Genomic DNA, 17,418 nt, shown 5'->3' on the forward strand with positions numbered 1-17,418 from the left:
CCCTTGCCCTTGGTGCAGATCAAGGCCAGGCGCGGGCACCCCAGATCATCCGCTTGGCGACGAAATGGCGGGCTGGCGGAAAGACGTCGAGGGCGAACAGGCCGAGGCCGCGCACCAGCTTGAGCGGGCCGAAGTCATTCGAGAAGGCCTTGACTACCTTGTCGGTGAACAGGGCACCGCCGGCGCGGTCGAGTTGGCGGCTGGCGGCGTAGCTTTGCAGACTGCTGCGGTGCACACCCTTTCTGAGCAAAAAATCGGCGAGTTGCCAGGCGTCGCGCAGGCCAAGGTTGAAGCCCTGGCCGGAAACCGGGTGCAGGGTTTGCGCCGTGTTGCCGATCCACACTTCGCAACCTTTGACCAGTGCCTTGCGCATGCGCAGAGCGAGCGGGAAGCGGCTGCGCTTGCCGGGTTTGGCGAAAGTCATGCGGCGGCCGAATTGGGCCTGCAAGGCGGCGATGAAAGCCTCGTCGTCGAGCGCCATGATGGCGTCGGCCTTGGCGGGCGGCAGCGTGAATACGATGGAAAACTCGTCACCCAGGGGCAGCAGGGCGAGCGGGCCGTCCGGCGTGAAGCGTTCCCAGGCCCGCTGGCCGTGGCCGGGCGTGGGCGTCACTTCGCAGATCACCGCGTGCTGCGTGTAGTCGCTGACGGAAACGGCCGGGTCGTCGCCCGGCGTGCCTTCGGCGTGGACCAGCAGCTTGCAGCGGATGGTGTGCAATTGGCCGGCCTGGCGTAGCGATACGGTGGCGCCATCGTCGTCGGCGAGGATGTCGATGATCTCCGCTTCGGCCAGCAGGCTGTCGGCGGAAAGGTTGGCGGCCAGCGCTGCGGCGAGGTCGCGGTAGCGGACGACGTAGCCGAGCGCCGGCAGCTTGTAATCGGCGTGGTCGAGCAGGGTGCGGCCGAAGCCGTCCTTCTGCGAGATGTGGATAGTCTCTATGGGTGTCGCGGCGCGGGTCGGCCAGCTCTGGATTTGCTCCAAAAGCTCACGTGCACCGTGGGAGAGGGCGAGGGCGCGCGGGTCCACTTGCAGGGCCGCCGGCGGGCGACGGTCGAGCAGCAGCGAGGTCTGGCCGCCGGCAGCGAGCGCCAGGTGCAGCGTCATGCCGACCGGGCCGGCGCCGACGATCAGGATGTCGACGTTTTCAACGGCGGAATCAGTCACGGCGCATGACCTCCTCGATCTCGGCGACGGTCTTCGGTGCGCTGGTGTAGATGTCGCAACCTGTGTCGGTGACGCGCACGTCGTCCTCGATGCGGATGCCGATGCCGGCCAGCGCCTCGGGGATGTCGTCGGCCGGGCGGATGTAGAGGCCGGGTTCGACGGTGACGGCCATGCCTGGTTGCAGCGTCGTCCACTGGTCGCCGACCTTGTATTCGCCGGCGTCGTGCACATCCAGACCGAGCCAGTGGCCGGTGCGGTGCATGTAGAAGCGGCGGTAGTCGCCTTTTTCAATCAGATTGTCCAGGTTGCCGGTGAGCAGCTTGAGGTCGATCAGGCCCTGGGTCAGCACGCGCACGGCGGCGTCGTGGGCTTCCATGAAATGGCGGCCGGGGGCGGTGGCGGCGAAGGCGGCGTTCTGGGCGGCGAGGACGATTTCGTAAACGTCCTTCTGCGCTGCATTGAAGCGGCCGTTGACCGGGAACGTGCGGGTGATGTCGGCGGCGTAGCCCTCGACTTCGCAGCCGGCATCGATCAGCACCAAGGTATTGTCGTTGAGCAGCTTGTTGTTCTCGACGTAGTGCAGCACGCAGGCGTTGGCCCCGCCGGCGACGATGGGTGTGTAGGCATGGGCATCCGCGCCGCGGCGGCGGAATTCGTAGGTCAGCTCGGCTTCCAGTTCGTATTCGGCCATGCCGGGGCGGCAGGCGCGCATGGCGCGGGCATGGCCGGCGCTGGCGATGTCGGCGGCACGTTGCTGGATGGCGGCTTCAGCGTCATCCTTGATCAGGCGCATGGTGTCCAGTTCGGCACGCAGGTCGTGAATGGCGCGCGGGGCGCGTTTGCCGGCGCGGGTTTGCGCCCGCACGGCATTGAGGGCCTTGGCGATGCGCGCATCCCACTCGGCGTCATGGCCGATGGCGTGCCAGAGGGTGTCGCGGTCGACCAGCAGTTCCGGCAGCTTCTTGTCGAGTTGCTCGATCGGGTAGGCGGCGTCGAAGCCGAAAGCGGCCTTGGCGGCTTTCGGGCCGTAGCGGTAGCCATCCCAGATTTCGCGCTCTTCGTGCTTCTCGCGGCAGAACAGGATGGACTTCGGCCGCTTGCCGCCAACCAGCACGACAACCGCCTCCGGCTCGGGGAAGCCAGTCAGATACCAGAAGTAGCTGTCGAAACGGTAGGGGTGGTGTGCGTCGCGGTTGCGGATGACCTCCGGTGCGGTCGGCACTATGGCGACGCCGTCGCCGATGGTTTTCAGCAGGCGTTTGCGGCGGGCGAGAAAGTGGGCGTGGGTCATGCGGTCCTCAGTTCCTGATCCAGTTCCGCAAGGCGTTGCGGCGTTCCTACATCGACCCAGCGGCCGGCGAAGCGTTCCCCGGTCAGCGTCCCGGCAGCGATGGCGGCGTCGAGCAGCGGACGCAGCTTTATCGGTTGGCCGGGCGGTACGTCGCGGAACATTGCTGGCGAGAAAACGCCGATACCGGCGTAGGTGAGCGTTTGCTCACCGTTGGCGTAAGCGACACGTTTGCCGTCCAGGCTGAAATCGCCGCCGGCGTGGTGCGCCGGGTTGGCGACGAGCAGCAGGTGGGCCGCTGCTGCGGTGCACGGGCGAAAATGGGCGAAATCCACATCGCACCAGACGTCGCCGTTAACGACCAGAAAATCTTCGCCGCCGAGCAGCGGCAGGGCTTGCGCGATGCCGCCCGCGGTTTCGAGTGCGCCCGGCGGTTCGGGGGAGTAGGCGATGCGCAGGCCCCATTGCGAACCGTCGCCGAGCGCCTGTTCGATCTGCGTGCCGAGGTGGGCGTGGTTGATGACGATATCGCGGAACCCGGCTGCCGCCAGTTTTTCCAGGTGCCAGACGATGAGCGGCTTGCCGCCGGCAACCAGCAAGGGTTTGGGCGTGTGGTCGGTGAGCGGCCGCATGCGTTCGCCGCGGCCGGCAGCGAGGATCATCGCCTTCATTTACTTGTGACGGTAGCCGATCTGCTCGGTCTGCCCGTCCAGCTTATCGAGCAGGTTGAGCAGAGGCTTGAGTTGCAGGTAGCGGCTGGCAGTCTTCTTGGCGTAGTTCATGAAGCGCGGCAGGTCTTCGATGTATTTGTCCTTGCCGTCGCGGTACTTGAGGCGGCAGAAGATGCCGAGCACCTTGAGGTGGCGTTGCAGGCCCATCAGTTCGTATTCGCGCCAGAAGTCGCCGAAGTCGGCGCGCACCGGCAGGCCGGCGGCGCGGGCTTTCTCCCAGTAGCGGACAACCCAGTCGATTTCCTGCTCCTCATCCCACGAGATGAAGGCGTCGCGGAAGAGCGAGACGACGTCGTAGGTGATCGGGCCGTAAACGGCATCCTGAAAATCGATGATGCCCGGCGTCAGGCGCTCGGCGCTTTCAACGACCATCAGGTTGCGCGGCATGAAGTCGCGATGGACGAAGACCTTGGGCTGGTTGAGCGCCGAGTTGATGAGGAACTTGAACGTGCGGTCGAGCAGCGTCTTTTCTTCATCGCTGAGTTGCACGCCGAGGTGGCGGCCGATGAACCATTCCGGGAAAAGGTCGAGTTCGCGGCGTAGCAAATGGCCATCGTAGGGTGGTAGCGTGGCGGCGGTAGAGCTTATTTGCCACTGGACCAAGACGTCGAGGACCGGGCGGATCAGCAGGTCGGCCAGCGACAGGTCGGCGTTCAGGGCATCGAGATAGCCGATACGGCCAAGGTCGGTGAGGACCAGGAAGCCGTTGTCGAGGTCCTTGTCGAGGATGCGCGGCGCGGCGAGGTCGGCTTTGGCGAGCAGGCCGGCGACGTGGATGAAGGGTTTGCAGTCTTCTTTTTCCGGCGGCGCGTCCATCAGGATGCGCGTTTCGCCGTCCGGCCAGGTCAGGCGGAAATAGCGGCGGAAACTGGCGTCGGCGGAAGCCGGGGTGATCTGGACGTTCTGGTTGGGGAAGCGTTGGGCAACCCAGTCGGTCACCAATTGATCGCGCGTCGATGCGGTCATAAGCGGGTAAGGGAGTGTTCGTTGTAAAATGCTGCGATTTTAACACTCGGGTTCCGGTCGTCTCCGGCTCGACATCTCACTTCGCCCATGCCCGGTTACGCCCGACGTCCTCTCGCCGTGTTGATTTGCTGCCTCTTTGCCGGGGTGCAGGTGGGTCATGCCGCCGTGGACACGGCGGCGGCTGGTCGGGTTGCTGCCGCGGCAGGAGACAACGAGGGCGCGACCAAAGCGCCAAGCGGATTGGCGCTGGACGATACACCACCGTTGAAATTGCGCTCCGAGCGCAAGTTCAACGTCCTGGGCAAAAAGAAAGCCCCGGCGGCGGAACAGGTCGGCCTGGACAATCCGATGCAGCTGAAGAAGGACGACCAGTATCCGCTCTTCATCGTGGCCGATCAGGTCGAAGGGCGTGCTGACGATTCCGCCGAGGCGGAAGGTAATGTCGAACTCCGCCGGGCCAATGCGCTGATGTTCGCCGACCGGGTTGTCTATCGGCCGCTTGACGATGAAATCGAGGCCAAAGGCAATGTCCGCCTGTTGCAGGACGGGGCTGAAATCGAAACGCCTTACCTGCGCATGAAGATGGCCGAGCAGATCGGTTTTACCGAATATGCGACTTATCGCATCGTGCGCGAGGTGCCGAGCAAGTTTTACCGTACGACGCAACCGGTGATCACCGTGGCTTCAACTAATGCCACCACATCGGGGGCGCCCATGATGCTGAATGTGCCCAATTCCTATGGACTGCCGACTACTGCGCCAGCAAGGCGTCCGTCGGAAGCCAGTGGTGAGGCCGAGCGTATCGATTTCGAAGGCGAAAACCAGTTCAAGCTGACCGCCAATACATTCTCGACATGCAAGCCGAGTCAGCAGGATTGGTATCTAAAATCGGCCGAGATGCATCTCGACTATGACGAAAATGTCGGCGAGATGAGCGATGCTTCTCTATGGTTCAAGGGCGTGCCGATTTTTTATACGCCGACCGGAACTTTCGCTTTGAATTCTGAGCGCCGCTCCGGCTTTTTACACCCGTTTTTCTCGACTTCGACGAAGAACGGTTTCGACATCACCTTTCCGTTCTATTGGAACATCGCGCCAAACTACGACGCGACCTTCTATCCGCGCTACATGACCAAGCGTGGTTTCCAGCTGGGCGCTGAGACGCAGTATCTGGATTACAACTATCGCGGTACGGCGCGCGCGGAAATCCTGCCCAATGACGAGCTCGAGAACAAGCGTCGCTACGCCTATCAGTGGCAACATCAGCATAATTTCGGTAATGGCGTTTCGGGTGCGATCAACTGGAACGGTGTGTCGGATGACTACTATTGGGAGGATATGTCGTCCCGATTGATCAGCACCTCGCAGACACAGTTGCCCAGGCAGCTGCAGTTGGCTTACACGCCTGCACCGTGGTTAACGACCAATATCCAGACCCTGCGTTACCAGACGCTACAGCCAGATCCTGACAACCCGATCACTCGTCCATATTTCCTTGAGCCGCAGTTGAATCTGCTGGCTTACAAGCCGAATGTAATGATGACCGACCTTGCCGTGATCGGTCAGTATTCGCGCTTCACCCACCCGGACAAGGTCGACGGCGACCGATTGGTGTTTTATCCGCAGGTTTCCTTGCCCATCATCAGCCCTGCCTTCCAGATTACACCGAAGTTTGGCGTCCACATGACACGCTACTCGTTGGAGCAACAGACAGTCGGTGAGCCGAGCCAGATGAGTCGCACCCTACCGATATTCTCGCTCGATTCGACGATGGCACTGGAGCGCGAGAGCGACTTTTTCGGTCACGAATACATCCAGACGCTAGAGCCGCGCCTATATTATGTGCGCATACCCTATCGCGACCAGAGCAAGATTCCGGTTTTCGATTCCGGGGTGACCGACTTCAATTTCGCCCAGATCTTTGCAGAAAACCGCTATAGCGGCTATGACCGGATCAACGATGCCAATCAATTGACGGCGGGGGTGACGACGCGGATTCTCGATGCGACGACCGGTGTCGAGAAATTCAAGGCCATGTTCGGCCAGCGCTATTACTTTGCCCCGCAGCGCGTGACGATTACCGGAGAAACTGCACGCCAGCATGATTTCTCGAACATCGTTGCCGCTGTCAATGGGCTGGTTGCGCCAAAAACGTATATGGACCTGGCCTGGGAATATAACTACCGGGCCAATACCAACGAGCGTTTCTCTGCCGGAGTGCGTTATCAGCCCGACTACGGCAAGGTGCTGTCGGCCAGTTATCGTTATGCCTATGACTCCACGACCCTGAAGTCGACCGTCGATCAGATCGACCTGGCCGGGCAGTGGCCGATTGCCGCCAACTGGTATGCCGTGGGTCGCTATAACTGGTCCCTGAAGGACCAGCAACTGCTCGAAGCGATCGGTGGTTTCGAATACAACGCCGGCTGCTGGGCGGTACGCGCCGTCGTGCAGCGCCTGGAGGCCGTTTCCGGCACGCCGAGCACCAATTTCTTCCTGCAACTTGAACTCAATGATTTCGCCAGCATCGGTTCCAATCCTATTGGTATGCTGCGGCGTGTCATTCCGGGCTACGGCAAGAGCAATGAATTGCCGGGCAACAATCTGATGTCCACTCCATGAGCGCCATGAAAAAACTGATCAGCCAGCTTGCCATTCTGCTTTGCTGCACCCTCGCCTTGTCGGTTTCGGCTGCACCACGCGACGAACCGGTCGAGGCTGACCGTATCGTGGCCGTCGTCGGTAGCGATGTGATCACCTATTACGAACTGCAGTCGCGACTGGCGACCGTACTCAAGCAATTGCAGAAACAAGGTACGCCGCTGCCGCCGCAGGATGTTCTCGAGCGCCAGATGCTTGAACGCATGATCATGGAAAAGGCGCAATTGAACTATGCCCGCGATGGCGGCATGAAGGTGGACGATGTCCAACTCGATCAAGCGATCAACCGAATCGCCGCCAACAACAAACTGTCGCTGCCACAGTTCCGTCAGGTGCTGGAGAAGGACGGTGTTCCGTACGCCAAATTCCGCGAGGAAATCCGCAACGAAATGGTCATGACCCGCCTGCGCGAGCGCGAGGTCGATAACAAACTGGTCGTTTCGGATGGTGAGGTCGACAACTATCTGGCCGAACAGAAAGCCGGGGGCGCGAACGAAGAGTATCAACTGGCCCATATCCTGCTGCGGGCGCCGGAGTCGGCGACGCCGGAACAGTTGCAGAAACTGCGGTTACGTGGCGAACAAGCGCTGAATCGAGCACGTTCCGGCGAAAATTTTGCCGAGTTGTCAGCCGCTTTCTCGGATGCGCCGGATGCATTGCAGGGCGGCAACCTTGGCTGGCGTCCGTCGAATCGCTTGCCTGGGCTGTACGCCGAAGCAGCGGCCCGCCTGAGAGACGGTGAGGTCAGCCCGCTGCTTCGTTCTTCAGCGGGTTTTCATATCGTCAAGTTGATCGGCAAGCGCGGCAGTAGCGACACCGTTTCTATTCAGCAGACGCTAGTGCGCCATATCCTCATTCGCGTGAACGAAGTGGTTTCGGAACGTGAGGCTCGGCACAAGTTGCAGATCGTCCGCGAACGCATCCAGAACGGTGCCGATTTCGCCGAACAGGCGCGCCTCTACTCGCAGGATGGTTCGGCGGCCAAGGGCGGTGAATTGGGCTGGATGAATCCGGGCGATACCGTGCCGGAATTCGAGCAGCCGATGAACGCCCTGAAACCGGGCGAACTCAGCGAAGTCGTCCAGTCGCCCTTCGGCATGCACCTGATCCAGGTGATGGAGCGTCGCGAGCGTGACGTGTCGGTCGAGCGTCAGCGCGGCGCCGCCCGTCAGGCGCTGCGCGAGCGCAAGCTCGACGAAGCCTACCAGGACTGGCTGCGCCAGTTGCGCGATCGCACCTACGTCGAAAACCGCCTCGAAGAGAAGTAATGCGCCCAGTCATCGCGGTCACCAGCGGCGAGCCGGCCGGCATCGGCCCGGAGCTTTGCCTGCGCCTGGCCGACTATCAGGGTGAGGCCAGGCCGGTCATTCTGGGGGATCGTGATTTGCTGGCCGAGCGGGCGCGGCAACTGGGCCTCGATGTCGAATTGTGTGATTTTTGCCCGAAAAGCGATGTGCACCGCAGCAGTCTGGAAATCATCCATCTGCCGCTCGCCGAGCCATCGGTTGCTGGAAAGCTGGAGGCGCGCAACGGCGCTTACGTCCTCGCCTTGCTTGATCGGGCGCTGGCCGGCTGCGTCAGCGGCGAATTCGCCGCGATGGCCACCGCCCCGGTGCACAAGGGCGTCATCAACGAAGCTGGCGTTCATTTCACCGGCCACACTGAATACCTTGCCGAGAAAACCGCGACGCCGCTGGTCGTCATGATGCTGGCCGGCGACACGTCGCGCGGTCCGCTACGTGTGGCGCTGACCTCCACCCATCTGCCATTGAAGGACGTGCCGGCCGCCATCACGCCGGCCATCCTCGAGCAGACGCTGCGCATCCTGCACGCCGACCTGCGGGGCAAATACGGCATTGCCGAGCCGCGTATCCTGGTCGCCGGTCTCAATCCGCATGCGGGTGAGGGCGGCTATCTCGGCATGGAAGAAATCGAAGTCATCACCCCGGTGCTGGAAAAGTTGCGCGGCGAGGGCATGCAGCTTTCCGGGCCTCATCCGGCCGACACCATGTTCACCCCACCGGTGCTCGCCAGGGGCGACGCCGTGCTGGCCATGTATCACGATCAGGGGCTGACTGCGCTCAAATACGCTACCTTCGGGCAGGGCATCAATGTCACGCTCGGCCTGCCCATCATCCGCACTTCAGTCGATCACGGCACGGCGCTGGAGCTGGCCGGCACCGGCCAGGCCGATCCGGGCAGTCTGTTCGAAGCCGTCGCCGAGGCGGCGCGCATGGCATCACGAAAGAAACTATGAAGGGCCACGTCGCTCGTAAAAGATTTGGCCAGAATTTTCTGGTCGACACCGGCATCATCGCCGGCATCATTTCTGCCATCGATCCCAAGCCGGACGATGTCGTCGTCGAGATCGGCCCCGGCCTCGGTGCGATTACCGAGCCGCTGATGCAGCGCTTGCCGCATCTGCATGTCGTGGAAATCGACCGCGACCTGATCGCCCGCCTGAAAAAACAGCATCCGCGGGAGCGCATGACCATTCACGAAGGTGACGCGCTGGCCTTCGATTTCGCCTCCGTTGGCAACCGTCTGCGCTTGGTTGGTAACCTGCCCTACAACATCTCGACGCCGCTGCTCTTCCATCTCGCGTCCTACGCCGAGATCGTCCACGACATGCACTTCATGTTGCAGAAGGAAGTCGTCGAGCGCATGGTTGCCGTGCCGGGCGATTCGGAATTCAGCCGCATCTCGGTGATGCTGCAATACCGCTTCTACATCGAGTGGCTGATCGACGTGCCGCCTGAAAGCTTCGACCCGCCGCCCAAGGTGCAATCGGCCGTCGTTCGGCTGATTCCCAAGCCGGCGAGCGAGTTGCACGCCAAGAGTCACGACAAACTGGCGCAGGTGGTGCAGGCCGCCTTCTCGCAGCGACGCAAGATGCTGCGTAACACGCTGAAGGGCATTCTGAGCGATGCCGATTTCGTCAGGCTGAACATCGATCCGACCCGTCGCGCCGAGGATATTTCGGTCGACGATTACGTCCGCATCGCCAACTTCCTGTCGTAAAAAAACCCGCCGGCGGCGGGTTTCTAGAGCGAGGACGAGAGTCTCAGTCCTTCTTCATCGGGCAGGTGCTCATGCCGAGCAGCGGATACATCGGGCACCAGCCCATCAGGCCGGTGGCCAGGGGCACGACGCCGATCCAGGCCCAGACCGGGCCGCCCATGACTGCCCAGGCAACCAAGGCAATGCCGGCCACGATACGCAGGATTTTGTCGATACCGCCAACGTTTGGTTTCATGATGTGTTCTCCATTCGGTTTGTAGACGGTACGAAATTTAGCGCCGGGAAGCGCCCAGGTATGTAACCTGGGTCACACAGTCGCCAGTTTTTGCAGGCCGTCGTTGTCGGTCAGCGTGATCTGTTCGCGGCCGAGCGTAACCAGCCCCTGCGCCGCGAAGCCCTTGAGCAGGCGGCTGACGATCTCGCGTACGCTGCCCAATTCGTCGGCCAGTTGCTGGTGCGTGGCGTTGATGGTCGTTTCGTTGCGCGCCAGCAGCAGCTTGGCCAGGCGCTGATCGAGACGGGCAAAGGCGACTTCCTCGACCAGTTGCATCAGTTCCGAGATGCGCTCGGCAAAGAGGTGGAAAACGAAATCGCGGAAGGGGGGATGCTCGGCGAGCAGTGCGGCAAAAGCCGGCGCCGGCACGATGAGCAGGGTGAGCGGCGTTTCGGCGATGCCACGGGCGTTGTAATCGGTGTGGCCGAGCAGGCAACTGGAGGTGATGATGCAGGAGCCGCCCGGAGCAACGCGATAGAGCATCAATTCGCGGCCGTTCGGTGCCTGCTTGACCACCTTGATGCTGCCGTCGAGTAGCAGCGGGAAGCCCTGGCAGGGCTGATGCTCGGCGAAGACCTGGGTACCAGCCGGCAAGTGGATGGGCTGCAAGGGCGTCAGCAACCGGGCCAGACCTTCAGCCGCGAGGCCGGCCAGGGCCGGGTACATTTTTTCGATTTTTTCGCCGTGCACCGCAGCAGTCATCATTCGGCGCTCAGCGTGGCCCACACCGGCGCGTGGTCGGAGGGACGCTCGCGTTTGCGCGGCGCACGGTCGATGCCGGCCGCGGTACAGCGTTCGGCCAGCGGTTTGGAGAGCAGCACGTGGTCGATACGCAGGCCGAGATTCTTGGGGAAGCCGAGGTTGCGGTAGTCCCACCACGAGAAGGTCTTCTCCGGTTGCTCGAACAGACGGAAGCTGTCGCTCAGGCCGAGGCCGACGAAGCGCTGGAAGGCCGAGCGTTCGGGCTCCGAACACAGGATCTGCCCGGCCCAGGCCTGCGGGTCGTGCACATCACGGTCATCCGGGGCGATGTTGTAGTCGCCGCACAGGGCGAGCTTTGGATACTTGCCAAGTTCCTCGTCCAGCCAGACGGCTAGTGCATCGAGCCAGCGCAGCTTGTAATCGTATTTGTCGCTGCCCACTGCCTGTCCGTTCGGCATGTAGGCGCAAACGACGCGCGTGCCGTTCACCGTGCCGGAGATCAGGCGCTTCTGCTCGTCGGGAAAATGCGGGTTGCCACAGACGACATCTTCGATCGGTGCACGGGCGAGCAGGGCGACGCCGTTGTAGGTCTTCTGCCCCGAAAAGGCCACCTGATAGCCGGCCGCTTCGATTTCGGCACGCGGAAAGTTATGGTCTTCGAGCTTCAATTCCTGCAGGCACAAGGCATCCGGCTGGGCTTCGGCGAGCCAGTCGAGTAGGTGTGGCAGGCGGACTTTCAGCGAATTGACGTTCCAGCTGGCGATTTTCACTTCTTGTCGTCCGCTTTCTTGGCGCCGTAGGGGGCAGTTTTTGGGTAGCCGGCGAGGTCGAGCAGGTTGTGGTAGGCGCCAGCCTCGAAGCCGCGCTGGCGTTGATTGCCCACCTTGATCACCGGCACGAAGGCATCGCCGACCAGTTGTTTTAGCTCTTCGGCATCCTCAGGCTTTTGCACGACCTTTTCGGAAAACGGCACCCCGCGCGAGTTCAGCAGGTCGCGCGCCTGCTTGCACGAGTCGCCACAGTCGTTCGAGGTGTAGAGCACGACCGGGAAGGCTTCCATGGCCTTCTTGACCGAGAAGGGCAGATTGTCGTCGGCCTGGGTCGTGTCGCTGCTCTTGCTCACTTTCTTGGCCTGGCCGGTCGGCGGCGTGTCGGAAATCACCGTGCGGCCGGCCGAGTCGGTCCATTTGTAGGTTTGGGCGAAGGCGGCCGAGCAGGCCAGGACGAGCGAAAGCAGTACGATGCTGCGCATGATGGTCTCCCTGAACATTACGCGGCAATCATACCGCTATGCCGCAGCAATGCGTCAGGGCTCGGCTCACGGCCGCGGAAAGCCTTGAAGTTTTCCAGCGCCGGGCGCGAACCACCCTTGGACAGGATTTCGTCCAGGTAGCGCTTGCCGACCACCGGGTCGAAGGGATTGCCAGCCTCTTCGAAAGCCGCGTAGCAGTCGGCCGACAGCACTTCCGCCCACTTGTAGCTGTAGTAGCCGGCCGCGTAGCCGCCGCCGAAGATATGCGAGAAGCTGTTCGGGAAGCGATGCCATTCCGGCGGCACGAGTACGGCGACTTCGTCGCGCACTTCGCGGATCAGGTCCATGACCGTCCGCTCGCCCTTGGGGTCGAATTCGCAGTGCAGGCGCATGTCGAAAATCGAGAACTCCAGCTGGCGCACCGTCATCATGCCGCTCTGGAAATTCTTGGCCGCCAGCATCTTGTCGTACAGCGCGCGCGGCAGCGGCTCGCCGCTGTCGACATGGGCGGTCATGCCCTGCAGCACTTCCCATTCCCAGCAATAGTTTTCCATGAACTGCGAGGGCAGTTCGACGGCATCCCATTCGACGCCGTGGATGCCGGATACGCCCAGTTCGGTGCCGCGCGTCAGCAGGTGGTGCAGGCCGTGGCCGGCCTCATGGAACAGCGTGATCACTTCGTCGTGGGTGAAGGTGGCCGGCTTGCCGCCGACCGGGCGGGCGAAATTGCAGTTCAGGTAAGCGATCGGCTTCTGCACGCCGCCAGCCTGGTGCTTGCGCGAGCGCGCTTCGTCCATCCAGGCGCCGCCACGCTTCGTTTCGCGGGCGTAGAGATCCATGTAGAACTGGCCAACCAGCTCGCCGGCCGGCGTTTCGATCCGGTAGAAACGCACGTCCTCGTGCCAGACCGGGGCAGTATCGGGCTTCACGAGCAGGCCGAACAGGCTTTCGATCACCTTGAACAGACCACCGACGACCTTGGGCTCAATGAAGTACTGCTTCACTTCCTGCGCCGAAAAGGCATAGCGGGCCTGTTGCAGCTTCTCCGAAACATAGGCGGCGTCCCAAGGCTGAAAGTCGGCGATGCCCAGTTCGTCCTTGGCGAAGGCGAGCAGTTCGGCCATGTCCTTCTCGGCGAAGGGCTTGGCCTTCTTCGCCATGTCGCGCAGGAAGGCAAGCACTTGCACCGGTGTGTCAGCCATTTTGGGCAGCAGGGACACTTCGGCGAAATTGGCGAAACCGAGCATCTTGGCGTCTTCCTCGCGCAATTCGAGGATGCGCTTCATCAGCGGGCCGTTGTCCCATTCCGGCTTGGAATAGCCGTTGTCGATCTCGGCGGCGCGGGTCGCATAGGCGCGGTACATGCGGGCGCGCAGCTCGCGGTTGTCGGCATATTGCATGACCGGTCCGTAGGACGGCGCATGCAGCGTGAATTTCCAGCCGTCAATGCCGGCCTTCTGGGCGACTTCGCGGGCAGCTTCCTTGGCGTAGTCGGGCAGGCCGGCAAGTTGGGCTTCGTCGGTAACGACTTCGGCAAAGGCGTTGGTCGCGTCGAGCAGGTTTTCGGAGAACTTGGCCGCCAGTTGCGACAACTCTTCCATGATGGCTTGGAAGCGTGGCTTCTGCTCCTCAGGCAGTTCGGCACCGCCCAGACGGAAGTCGCGGATCTCGTTGTCGACGATTTTTTTCTGCTCCGCATTCAGCGTGGCGTACTCGGGGCTGGCCTTCAGCGCGCGGTACTTGTCGAACAGCTTCAGGTTTTGGCCGAGCTCTGTGTAGAAGCGCGACACTTCCGGCAGCATTTCGTTGTAGGCCTCGCGCCAGGCCGGCACGTCGTTGACCGAATGCAGGTGGCCGACCACGCCCCAGGCGCGGCCCAGACCCTCAAGGCCATCGGACAACGCGCCAGCGAAGTCTGACCAGGTCGCGGGCGTGCCCTCGGCCGTCAGGCTCTCAATCAGGCTGCGGCCGTCGGCCAGCAATTGGGTGATGGCGGGTTTGACGTGTTCCGGTTGAATCAGATCGAAGCGGGGCAGGTCGGTGAAATCGAGCAGGGGATTGGTGGCGTTGGTCATGGTCGTCGGGGCAATAAAAACGGGCGGTCTGCGCCGCCCGCTTGGTTGGCTGGTGTTGGGGTCTATTCTACTAGCTCGCGGTAGGCATGCCACGAGGCGTGGCCGAGTATCGGCATGATCACGATCAGGCCGAACAACAGAGTGGCGAAGCCGAGCAGTGTCAGCGCGACAATGAGCAAGGCCCAGCCGATTAGCGGCCAAAAATTGCCGATGAAGACACGCAGGCTGGTGGCGATGGCCGTTGGCGCATCGGCGTCGCGATCGAGCATCAACGGCACTGAAACAACGGTACTGGCGAAGACCAGCAAGGCAAGGAGGGCGCCGGCGGCGAACCAGGTGGCGGTAAAGGCCAGGTGCTCGCCGGCAAAAATGATCTCGTTCAGGAAGATGGCGCCGCTGCTCGGCGAGTCGATGGCCACCAGCGCGAACGCCACGGCCGATACGCGTTCCCAGAAGAGCGATATCAAGCCGAGGATCAGACCGAAGAAAAGCAGCGATTCGCCGTTGCGGCGGAAGCAGCGTAGCGAGTCGATGAAGAGCAGACGCTCGCCTTTGGCCAAGGAGCGACTCAACTCGTAAAGGCCGGCGGCGAGCAGCGGGGCGACCAAAAAGAAGCCGGAGATCGCCACGGTCAACAGGTGCGGCTGGTCCAGCGCGGCCAGAATGATCAGGTCGCCGGCCAAGGCAAACAGCAGGCCGTAGGCCAGCGATGGCAGAGGGTTGGCCTTCAGGTCGGACCAACCGGCACCTATCCAGGCCAAAGGACGGTTCGCGGCGATCTTGCGCGTCCGCGGTAGCGGCGAAGAGAGCGGCGAATGATCGAAGCTGTGATTCATGGCGGCCTCCATTTCTGCTCGATACCTTGCTTCGACCGTTTTCCCCAGGGCGGGTTCGCAAAAAGCAAAACGCCCGCACAAGGCGGGCGTTTTTTGTTGCGGTAGGCGTCGAGTTACAGCGTCTTGCCGGTCAGGCGCTCGTAGGCCTCGATGTATTTGGCGCTGGTGCGGGCGATGACGTCGGCCGGCAGCTTGGGGCCGGGAGCGACCTTGCCCCAGTCCAGGGTTTCCAGGTAGTCGCGCACGTATTGCTTGTCGTAGGACGGCGGGTTCTGGCCTTCGACGTACTGGTCGGCCGGCCAGAAACGGGAAGAGTCCGGAGTCAGCGCTTCGTCGATCAGGTGCAGCGTGCCGGCCTTGTCGATGCCGAATTCGAACTTGGTGTCGGCGATGATGATGCCGCGGCCCTTGGCATAGGCGGAAGCTTCTTCGTACAGGCGCAGGGCGGCGATGCGGGCTTCGTCGGCCAGGCCGGCCCCATTTTTGCCCGTTCCGGCCAGTGCACCGCAGAGGTCGGCCGCGCAGTTGGCCTGGGCGGTGGCGAAGGAGACGTTTTCGTCGTGGTCGCCAACGGCGGCCTTGGTGGCCGGGGTGAAGATCGGCGACGGCAGCTTGGCGGCCATTTTAAGGCCGGCCGGCAGGGCGATGCCGCAGATGGCGCCGGTTTGCTGGTAGTCCTTCCAGCCGGAACCGATGACGTAGCCGCGAACGACGGCCTCGATCGGCAGCGGACGCAGGCGCTTGACGACGACGGCGCGGCCACGTACCTGGTCGCGTTCGTTCGGGGCGACGACGGATTCGGGATCGACGCCAGTCAGCTGGTTGGGAACGATGTGGCCGAGTTTTTCAAACCAGAAGTCGGCGACGGCGGTCAGCACTTCGCCCTTGCGCGGAATCGGGTCCGGCAGGATGACGTCGAAAGCGGACAGGCGGTCGGTGGTGACGATGAGCAGCTTTTCGTCGTCGATCGCATAGATGTCGCGGACCTTGCCCTTGGAAATGAGCGGCAGGCTGGTGATGGTGGATTCAAAAAGCGGAGCGGCCACGGTCGGGTTCCCGGTAAGCAAAAGCGTAATTATAAATCAGTGTGCCTCGCCTTCCTCGGCGGCGAGTTTCTTGTGCATCTTGCGCGTGCCCCAGGCGAGCAGGCCGGCGATCACCGGGATGGAAATTGCCGTGATCACGTCGGTGTTGAGGTGGTGCAGTTCCTTGGTGCCCTTGGCCAGGTATTGCACCAGTTGCGAGCCGTAGTAGGTCAACACGACGACTGATAGGCCTTCGACGGTTTCCTGCAGACGCAGTTGCAGCTTGGCGCGGCGGTTCATCTGCGACAGCAGTTCCTGGTTCTGACGCTCCAGTTCCATGTCAACGCGGGTGCGCAGCAACTGGCTGGTGCGGGCGATGCGGGCCGATAGCTCTTCCTGGCGACGGGCGATGGCGGCGCAGGTGTTGAGGGCGGGCGCCAGGCGGCGCTCCATGAAGCCCTTGATGGTCGGATAGCCCGAAACGCGGGTTTCCTTCAGTTCGCCGATGCGCTGCTGGACCAGGCGGTAGTAGGCGGCTGCCGCCCCGAAACGGAAGGTGGTGCTGGCCACCGAGTGCTCGATTTCGGCGGCCAGCCGGGTCAGATCGGCCAGTACGGCGCGTTCGTCGACCGGATTGGCGGCGCTGACCATGCGGTCGATCAGTTCGGCCAGGTTGGCTTCGGCCCGGTTGAGCAGTTTGCCGACCGACTTGGCGACCGGGAAGGCGAGCAGGGCCATGATGCGGTAGGTTTCGATCTCCAACAGACGCTGGATGATCCGGCCGGTCCGCAGCTTGCCCATGCTCTCGTCGATCACGGTGAATTTCGAGAAGCCGTCGTGGATGCGGAAATCGGTGAACAGCCAGGCGGCCTGGCCGGCAATCTGCGAGACGATCTGGGTATCGTTGGCTTCGGCATTGCTGCTCAGGTTCCAGATGATTTCGGTCGGGTTGGGCGAACCGTTGACCAGCAGTTCGAGATGGCTGGCACTGATGACCTGACCGGGAATGCCCTGCAACCACTCGGCGGGCACCACGTCGAGTGCCGTCTCGCCGCTACGCGGCGGCTTGTTCGGCTTGCTGAAGAAGGTGTAGGTCGAGAACTCTCCATGCAACTCCCATTTCAGCTTGAAACTGCCGCAATCGATGATCAGATGGGCAGCTTCGGCACTCGGCTCGACCGGCAGACCCAGGCGCTCGTAGAGGGCGCCCAGGTGGCTGCGCTCCTCCGCGAGTTCGTGCGTGTCACGCGTGCAGGCGATGAAGCTGATCAGCGCGGGCGCTTCGAGTGGAATCGGCGGGCGGGTGTGTACCTCGTCGTTGAGACGCTGGCGCGAGGGATGTTGGCTCAGTTCGTAGTGCATGCCACAGGAAAATGGGGTGATGTTGCGATGCGACAATTTACCCTAAATCCTTTCCCGTTG

At 62.3% G+C, this 17,418-nt stretch carries 16 protein-coding genes; 4 read left to right on the forward strand and 12 right to left on the reverse strand.

Annotated features, from left to right (window positions below; all coding sequences use genetic code 11):
* Positions 1-19 precede the first annotated feature (19 nt).
* Genes WIF35_RS14240 through WIF35_RS14255 form a run of 4 tightly spaced genes read right to left on the reverse strand, consistent with a single transcriptional unit; the run spans position 20 to position 4,150 of the window.
* The gene (locus tag WIF35_RS14240) at positions 20-1,165 is read right to left on the reverse strand and encodes an FAD-dependent monooxygenase (protein WP_412478882.1); all 1,146 of its coding nucleotides are present in this window, start codon (positions 1,163-1,165) and stop codon (positions 20-22) included.
* Entirely contained in the window at positions 1,158-2,456 is a 1,299-nt protein-coding gene (locus WIF35_RS14245; RefSeq protein ID WP_412478883.1) for an aminopeptidase P N-terminal domain-containing protein, read from the reverse strand. Before WIF35_RS14245 ends, WIF35_RS14240 begins: the two co-directional genes overlap by 8 nt.
* Entirely contained in the window at positions 2,453-3,124 is a 672-nt protein-coding gene (gene murU, locus WIF35_RS14250; protein WP_412478884.1) for an N-acetylmuramate alpha-1-phosphate uridylyltransferase MurU, read from the reverse strand. Before murU ends, WIF35_RS14245 begins: the two co-directional genes overlap by 4 nt.
* On the reverse strand, positions 3,125-4,150 hold the full coding sequence (locus WIF35_RS14255; protein WP_412478885.1) for an aminoglycoside phosphotransferase family protein: 1,026 nt from the start codon (positions 4,148-4,150) through the stop codon (positions 3,125-3,127).
* An 87-nt stretch (positions 4,151-4,237) separates the two neighbouring features.
* Here WIF35_RS14255 and WIF35_RS14260 point away from each other — a divergent pair, with 87 nt between their 5' ends.
* The 4 genes from WIF35_RS14260 to rsmA are packed head-to-tail and all read left to right on the forward strand — an operon-like array spanning position 4,238 to position 9,832.
* A complete protein-coding gene (locus tag WIF35_RS14260; RefSeq protein WP_412478886.1) occupies positions 4,238-6,772 on the forward strand; it encodes an LPS-assembly protein LptD in 2,535 nt (844 codons plus the stop codon).
* A gap of 5 nt (positions 6,773-6,777) precedes the next feature.
* The gene (locus WIF35_RS14265; RefSeq protein ID WP_412478887.1) at positions 6,778-8,079 is read left to right on the forward strand and encodes a peptidylprolyl isomerase; all 1,302 of its coding nucleotides are present in this window, start codon (positions 6,778-6,780) and stop codon (positions 8,077-8,079) included.
* On the forward strand, positions 8,079-9,068 hold the full coding sequence (gene pdxA, locus WIF35_RS14270; protein ID WP_412478888.1) for a 4-hydroxythreonine-4-phosphate dehydrogenase PdxA: 990 nt from the start codon (positions 8,079-8,081) through the stop codon (positions 9,066-9,068). Before WIF35_RS14265 ends, pdxA begins: the two co-directional genes overlap by 1 nt.
* Positions 9,065-9,832, forward strand: coding sequence for a 16S rRNA (adenine(1518)-N(6)/adenine(1519)-N(6))-dimethyltransferase RsmA (gene rsmA, locus WIF35_RS14275; RefSeq protein WP_412478889.1), 768 nt, complete (start codon positions 9,065-9,067; stop codon positions 9,830-9,832). The genes pdxA and rsmA overlap by 4 nt, the downstream gene beginning before the upstream one ends.
* Positions 9,833-9,875: 43 nt before the next feature.
* Here rsmA and WIF35_RS14280 read toward each other — a convergent pair whose 3' ends face one another.
* The 8 genes from WIF35_RS14280 to WIF35_RS14315 form a co-directional block, all read right to left on the reverse strand.
* Positions 9,876-10,067 (reverse strand): DUF2892 domain-containing protein, encoded by a 192-nt coding sequence (locus WIF35_RS14280; RefSeq protein WP_412478890.1) that lies wholly within the window; start codon positions 10,065-10,067, stop codon positions 9,876-9,878.
* Positions 10,068-10,139: 72 nt separating this feature from the next.
* Entirely contained in the window at positions 10,140-10,811 is a 672-nt protein-coding gene (locus WIF35_RS14285) for a Crp/Fnr family transcriptional regulator (RefSeq protein ID WP_412478891.1), read from the reverse strand.
* On the reverse strand, positions 10,808-11,578 hold the full coding sequence (gene xth / locus WIF35_RS14290; RefSeq protein WP_412478892.1) for an exodeoxyribonuclease III: 771 nt from the start codon (positions 11,576-11,578) through the stop codon (positions 10,808-10,810). Before xth ends, WIF35_RS14285 begins: the two co-directional genes overlap by 4 nt.
* A complete protein-coding gene (locus WIF35_RS14295; protein ID WP_412478893.1) occupies positions 11,575-12,060 on the reverse strand; it encodes a glutaredoxin family protein in 486 nt (161 codons plus the stop codon). Before WIF35_RS14295 ends, xth begins: the two co-directional genes overlap by 4 nt.
* Positions 12,061-12,077: 17 nt before the next feature.
* Positions 12,078-14,135 (reverse strand): M3 family metallopeptidase, encoded by a 2,058-nt coding sequence (locus WIF35_RS14300; RefSeq protein WP_412478894.1) that lies wholly within the window; start codon positions 14,133-14,135, stop codon positions 12,078-12,080.
* 62 nt (positions 14,136-14,197) lie between these two features.
* The gene (locus tag WIF35_RS14305; RefSeq protein ID WP_412478895.1) at positions 14,198-14,971 is read right to left on the reverse strand and encodes a DUF2189 domain-containing protein; all 774 of its coding nucleotides are present in this window, start codon (positions 14,969-14,971) and stop codon (positions 14,198-14,200) included.
* A gap of 113 nt (positions 14,972-15,084) precedes the next feature.
* Complete coding sequence (locus WIF35_RS14310; protein ID WP_412478896.1) at positions 15,085-16,017, reverse strand: phosphoribosylaminoimidazolesuccinocarboxamide synthase; 933 nt, start codon at positions 16,015-16,017, stop codon at positions 15,085-15,087.
* A gap of 36 nt (positions 16,018-16,053) precedes the next feature.
* Positions 16,054-17,394, reverse strand: a complete 1,341-nt coding sequence (locus WIF35_RS14315) for a DUF3422 family protein (protein ID WP_412478897.1) — start codon at positions 17,392-17,394, stop codon at positions 16,054-16,056.
* Between the last annotated feature and the right edge of the window lie 24 nt (positions 17,395-17,418).

Source organism: Azonexus sp. IMCC34839 (assembly GCF_047047955.1).
Classification (GTDB): domain Bacteria; phylum Pseudomonadota; class Gammaproteobacteria; order Burkholderiales; family Rhodocyclaceae; genus Azonexus.

Coding starts and splice junctions, on each gene's coding strand:
- WIF35_RS14260 (WP_412478886.1), top strand. CDS start 4,238: ATGCCCGGTTACGCCCGACGTCCTCTCGCCGTGTTGATTTGCTGCCTC.
- WIF35_RS14265 (WP_412478887.1), top strand. CDS start 6,778: ATGAAAAAACTGATCAGCCAGCTTGCCATTCTGCTTTGCTGCACCCTC.
- murU (WP_412478884.1), bottom strand. CDS start 3,124: ATGAAGGCGATGATCCTCGCTGCCGGCCGCGGCGAACGCATGCGGCCG.
- WIF35_RS14295 (WP_412478893.1), bottom strand. CDS start 12,060: ATGCGCAGCATCGTACTGCTTTCGCTCGTCCTGGCCTGCTCGGCCGCC.
- rsmA (WP_412478889.1), top strand. CDS start 9,065: ATGAAGGGCCACGTCGCTCGTAAAAGATTTGGCCAGAATTTTCTGGTC.
- WIF35_RS14285 (WP_412478891.1), bottom strand. CDS start 10,811: ATGATGACTGCTGCGGTGCACGGCGAAAAAATCGAAAAAATGTACCCG.
- WIF35_RS14300 (WP_412478894.1), bottom strand. CDS start 14,135: ATGACCAACGCCACCAATCCCCTGCTCGATTTCACCGACCTGCCCCGC.
- WIF35_RS14305 (WP_412478895.1), bottom strand. CDS start 14,971: ATGAATCACAGCTTCGATCATTCGCCGCTCTCTTCGCCGCTACCGCGG.
- WIF35_RS14245 (WP_412478883.1), bottom strand. CDS start 2,456: ATGACCCACGCCCACTTTCTCGCCCGCCGCAAACGCCTGCTGAAAACC.
- WIF35_RS14280 (WP_412478890.1), bottom strand. CDS start 10,067: ATGAAACCAAACGTTGGCGGTATCGACAAAATCCTGCGTATCGTGGCC.
- WIF35_RS14255 (WP_412478885.1), bottom strand. CDS start 4,150: ATGACCGCATCGACGCGCGATCAATTGGTGACCGACTGGGTTGCCCAA.
- pdxA (WP_412478888.1), top strand. CDS start 8,079: ATGCGCCCAGTCATCGCGGTCACCAGCGGCGAGCCGGCCGGCATCGGC.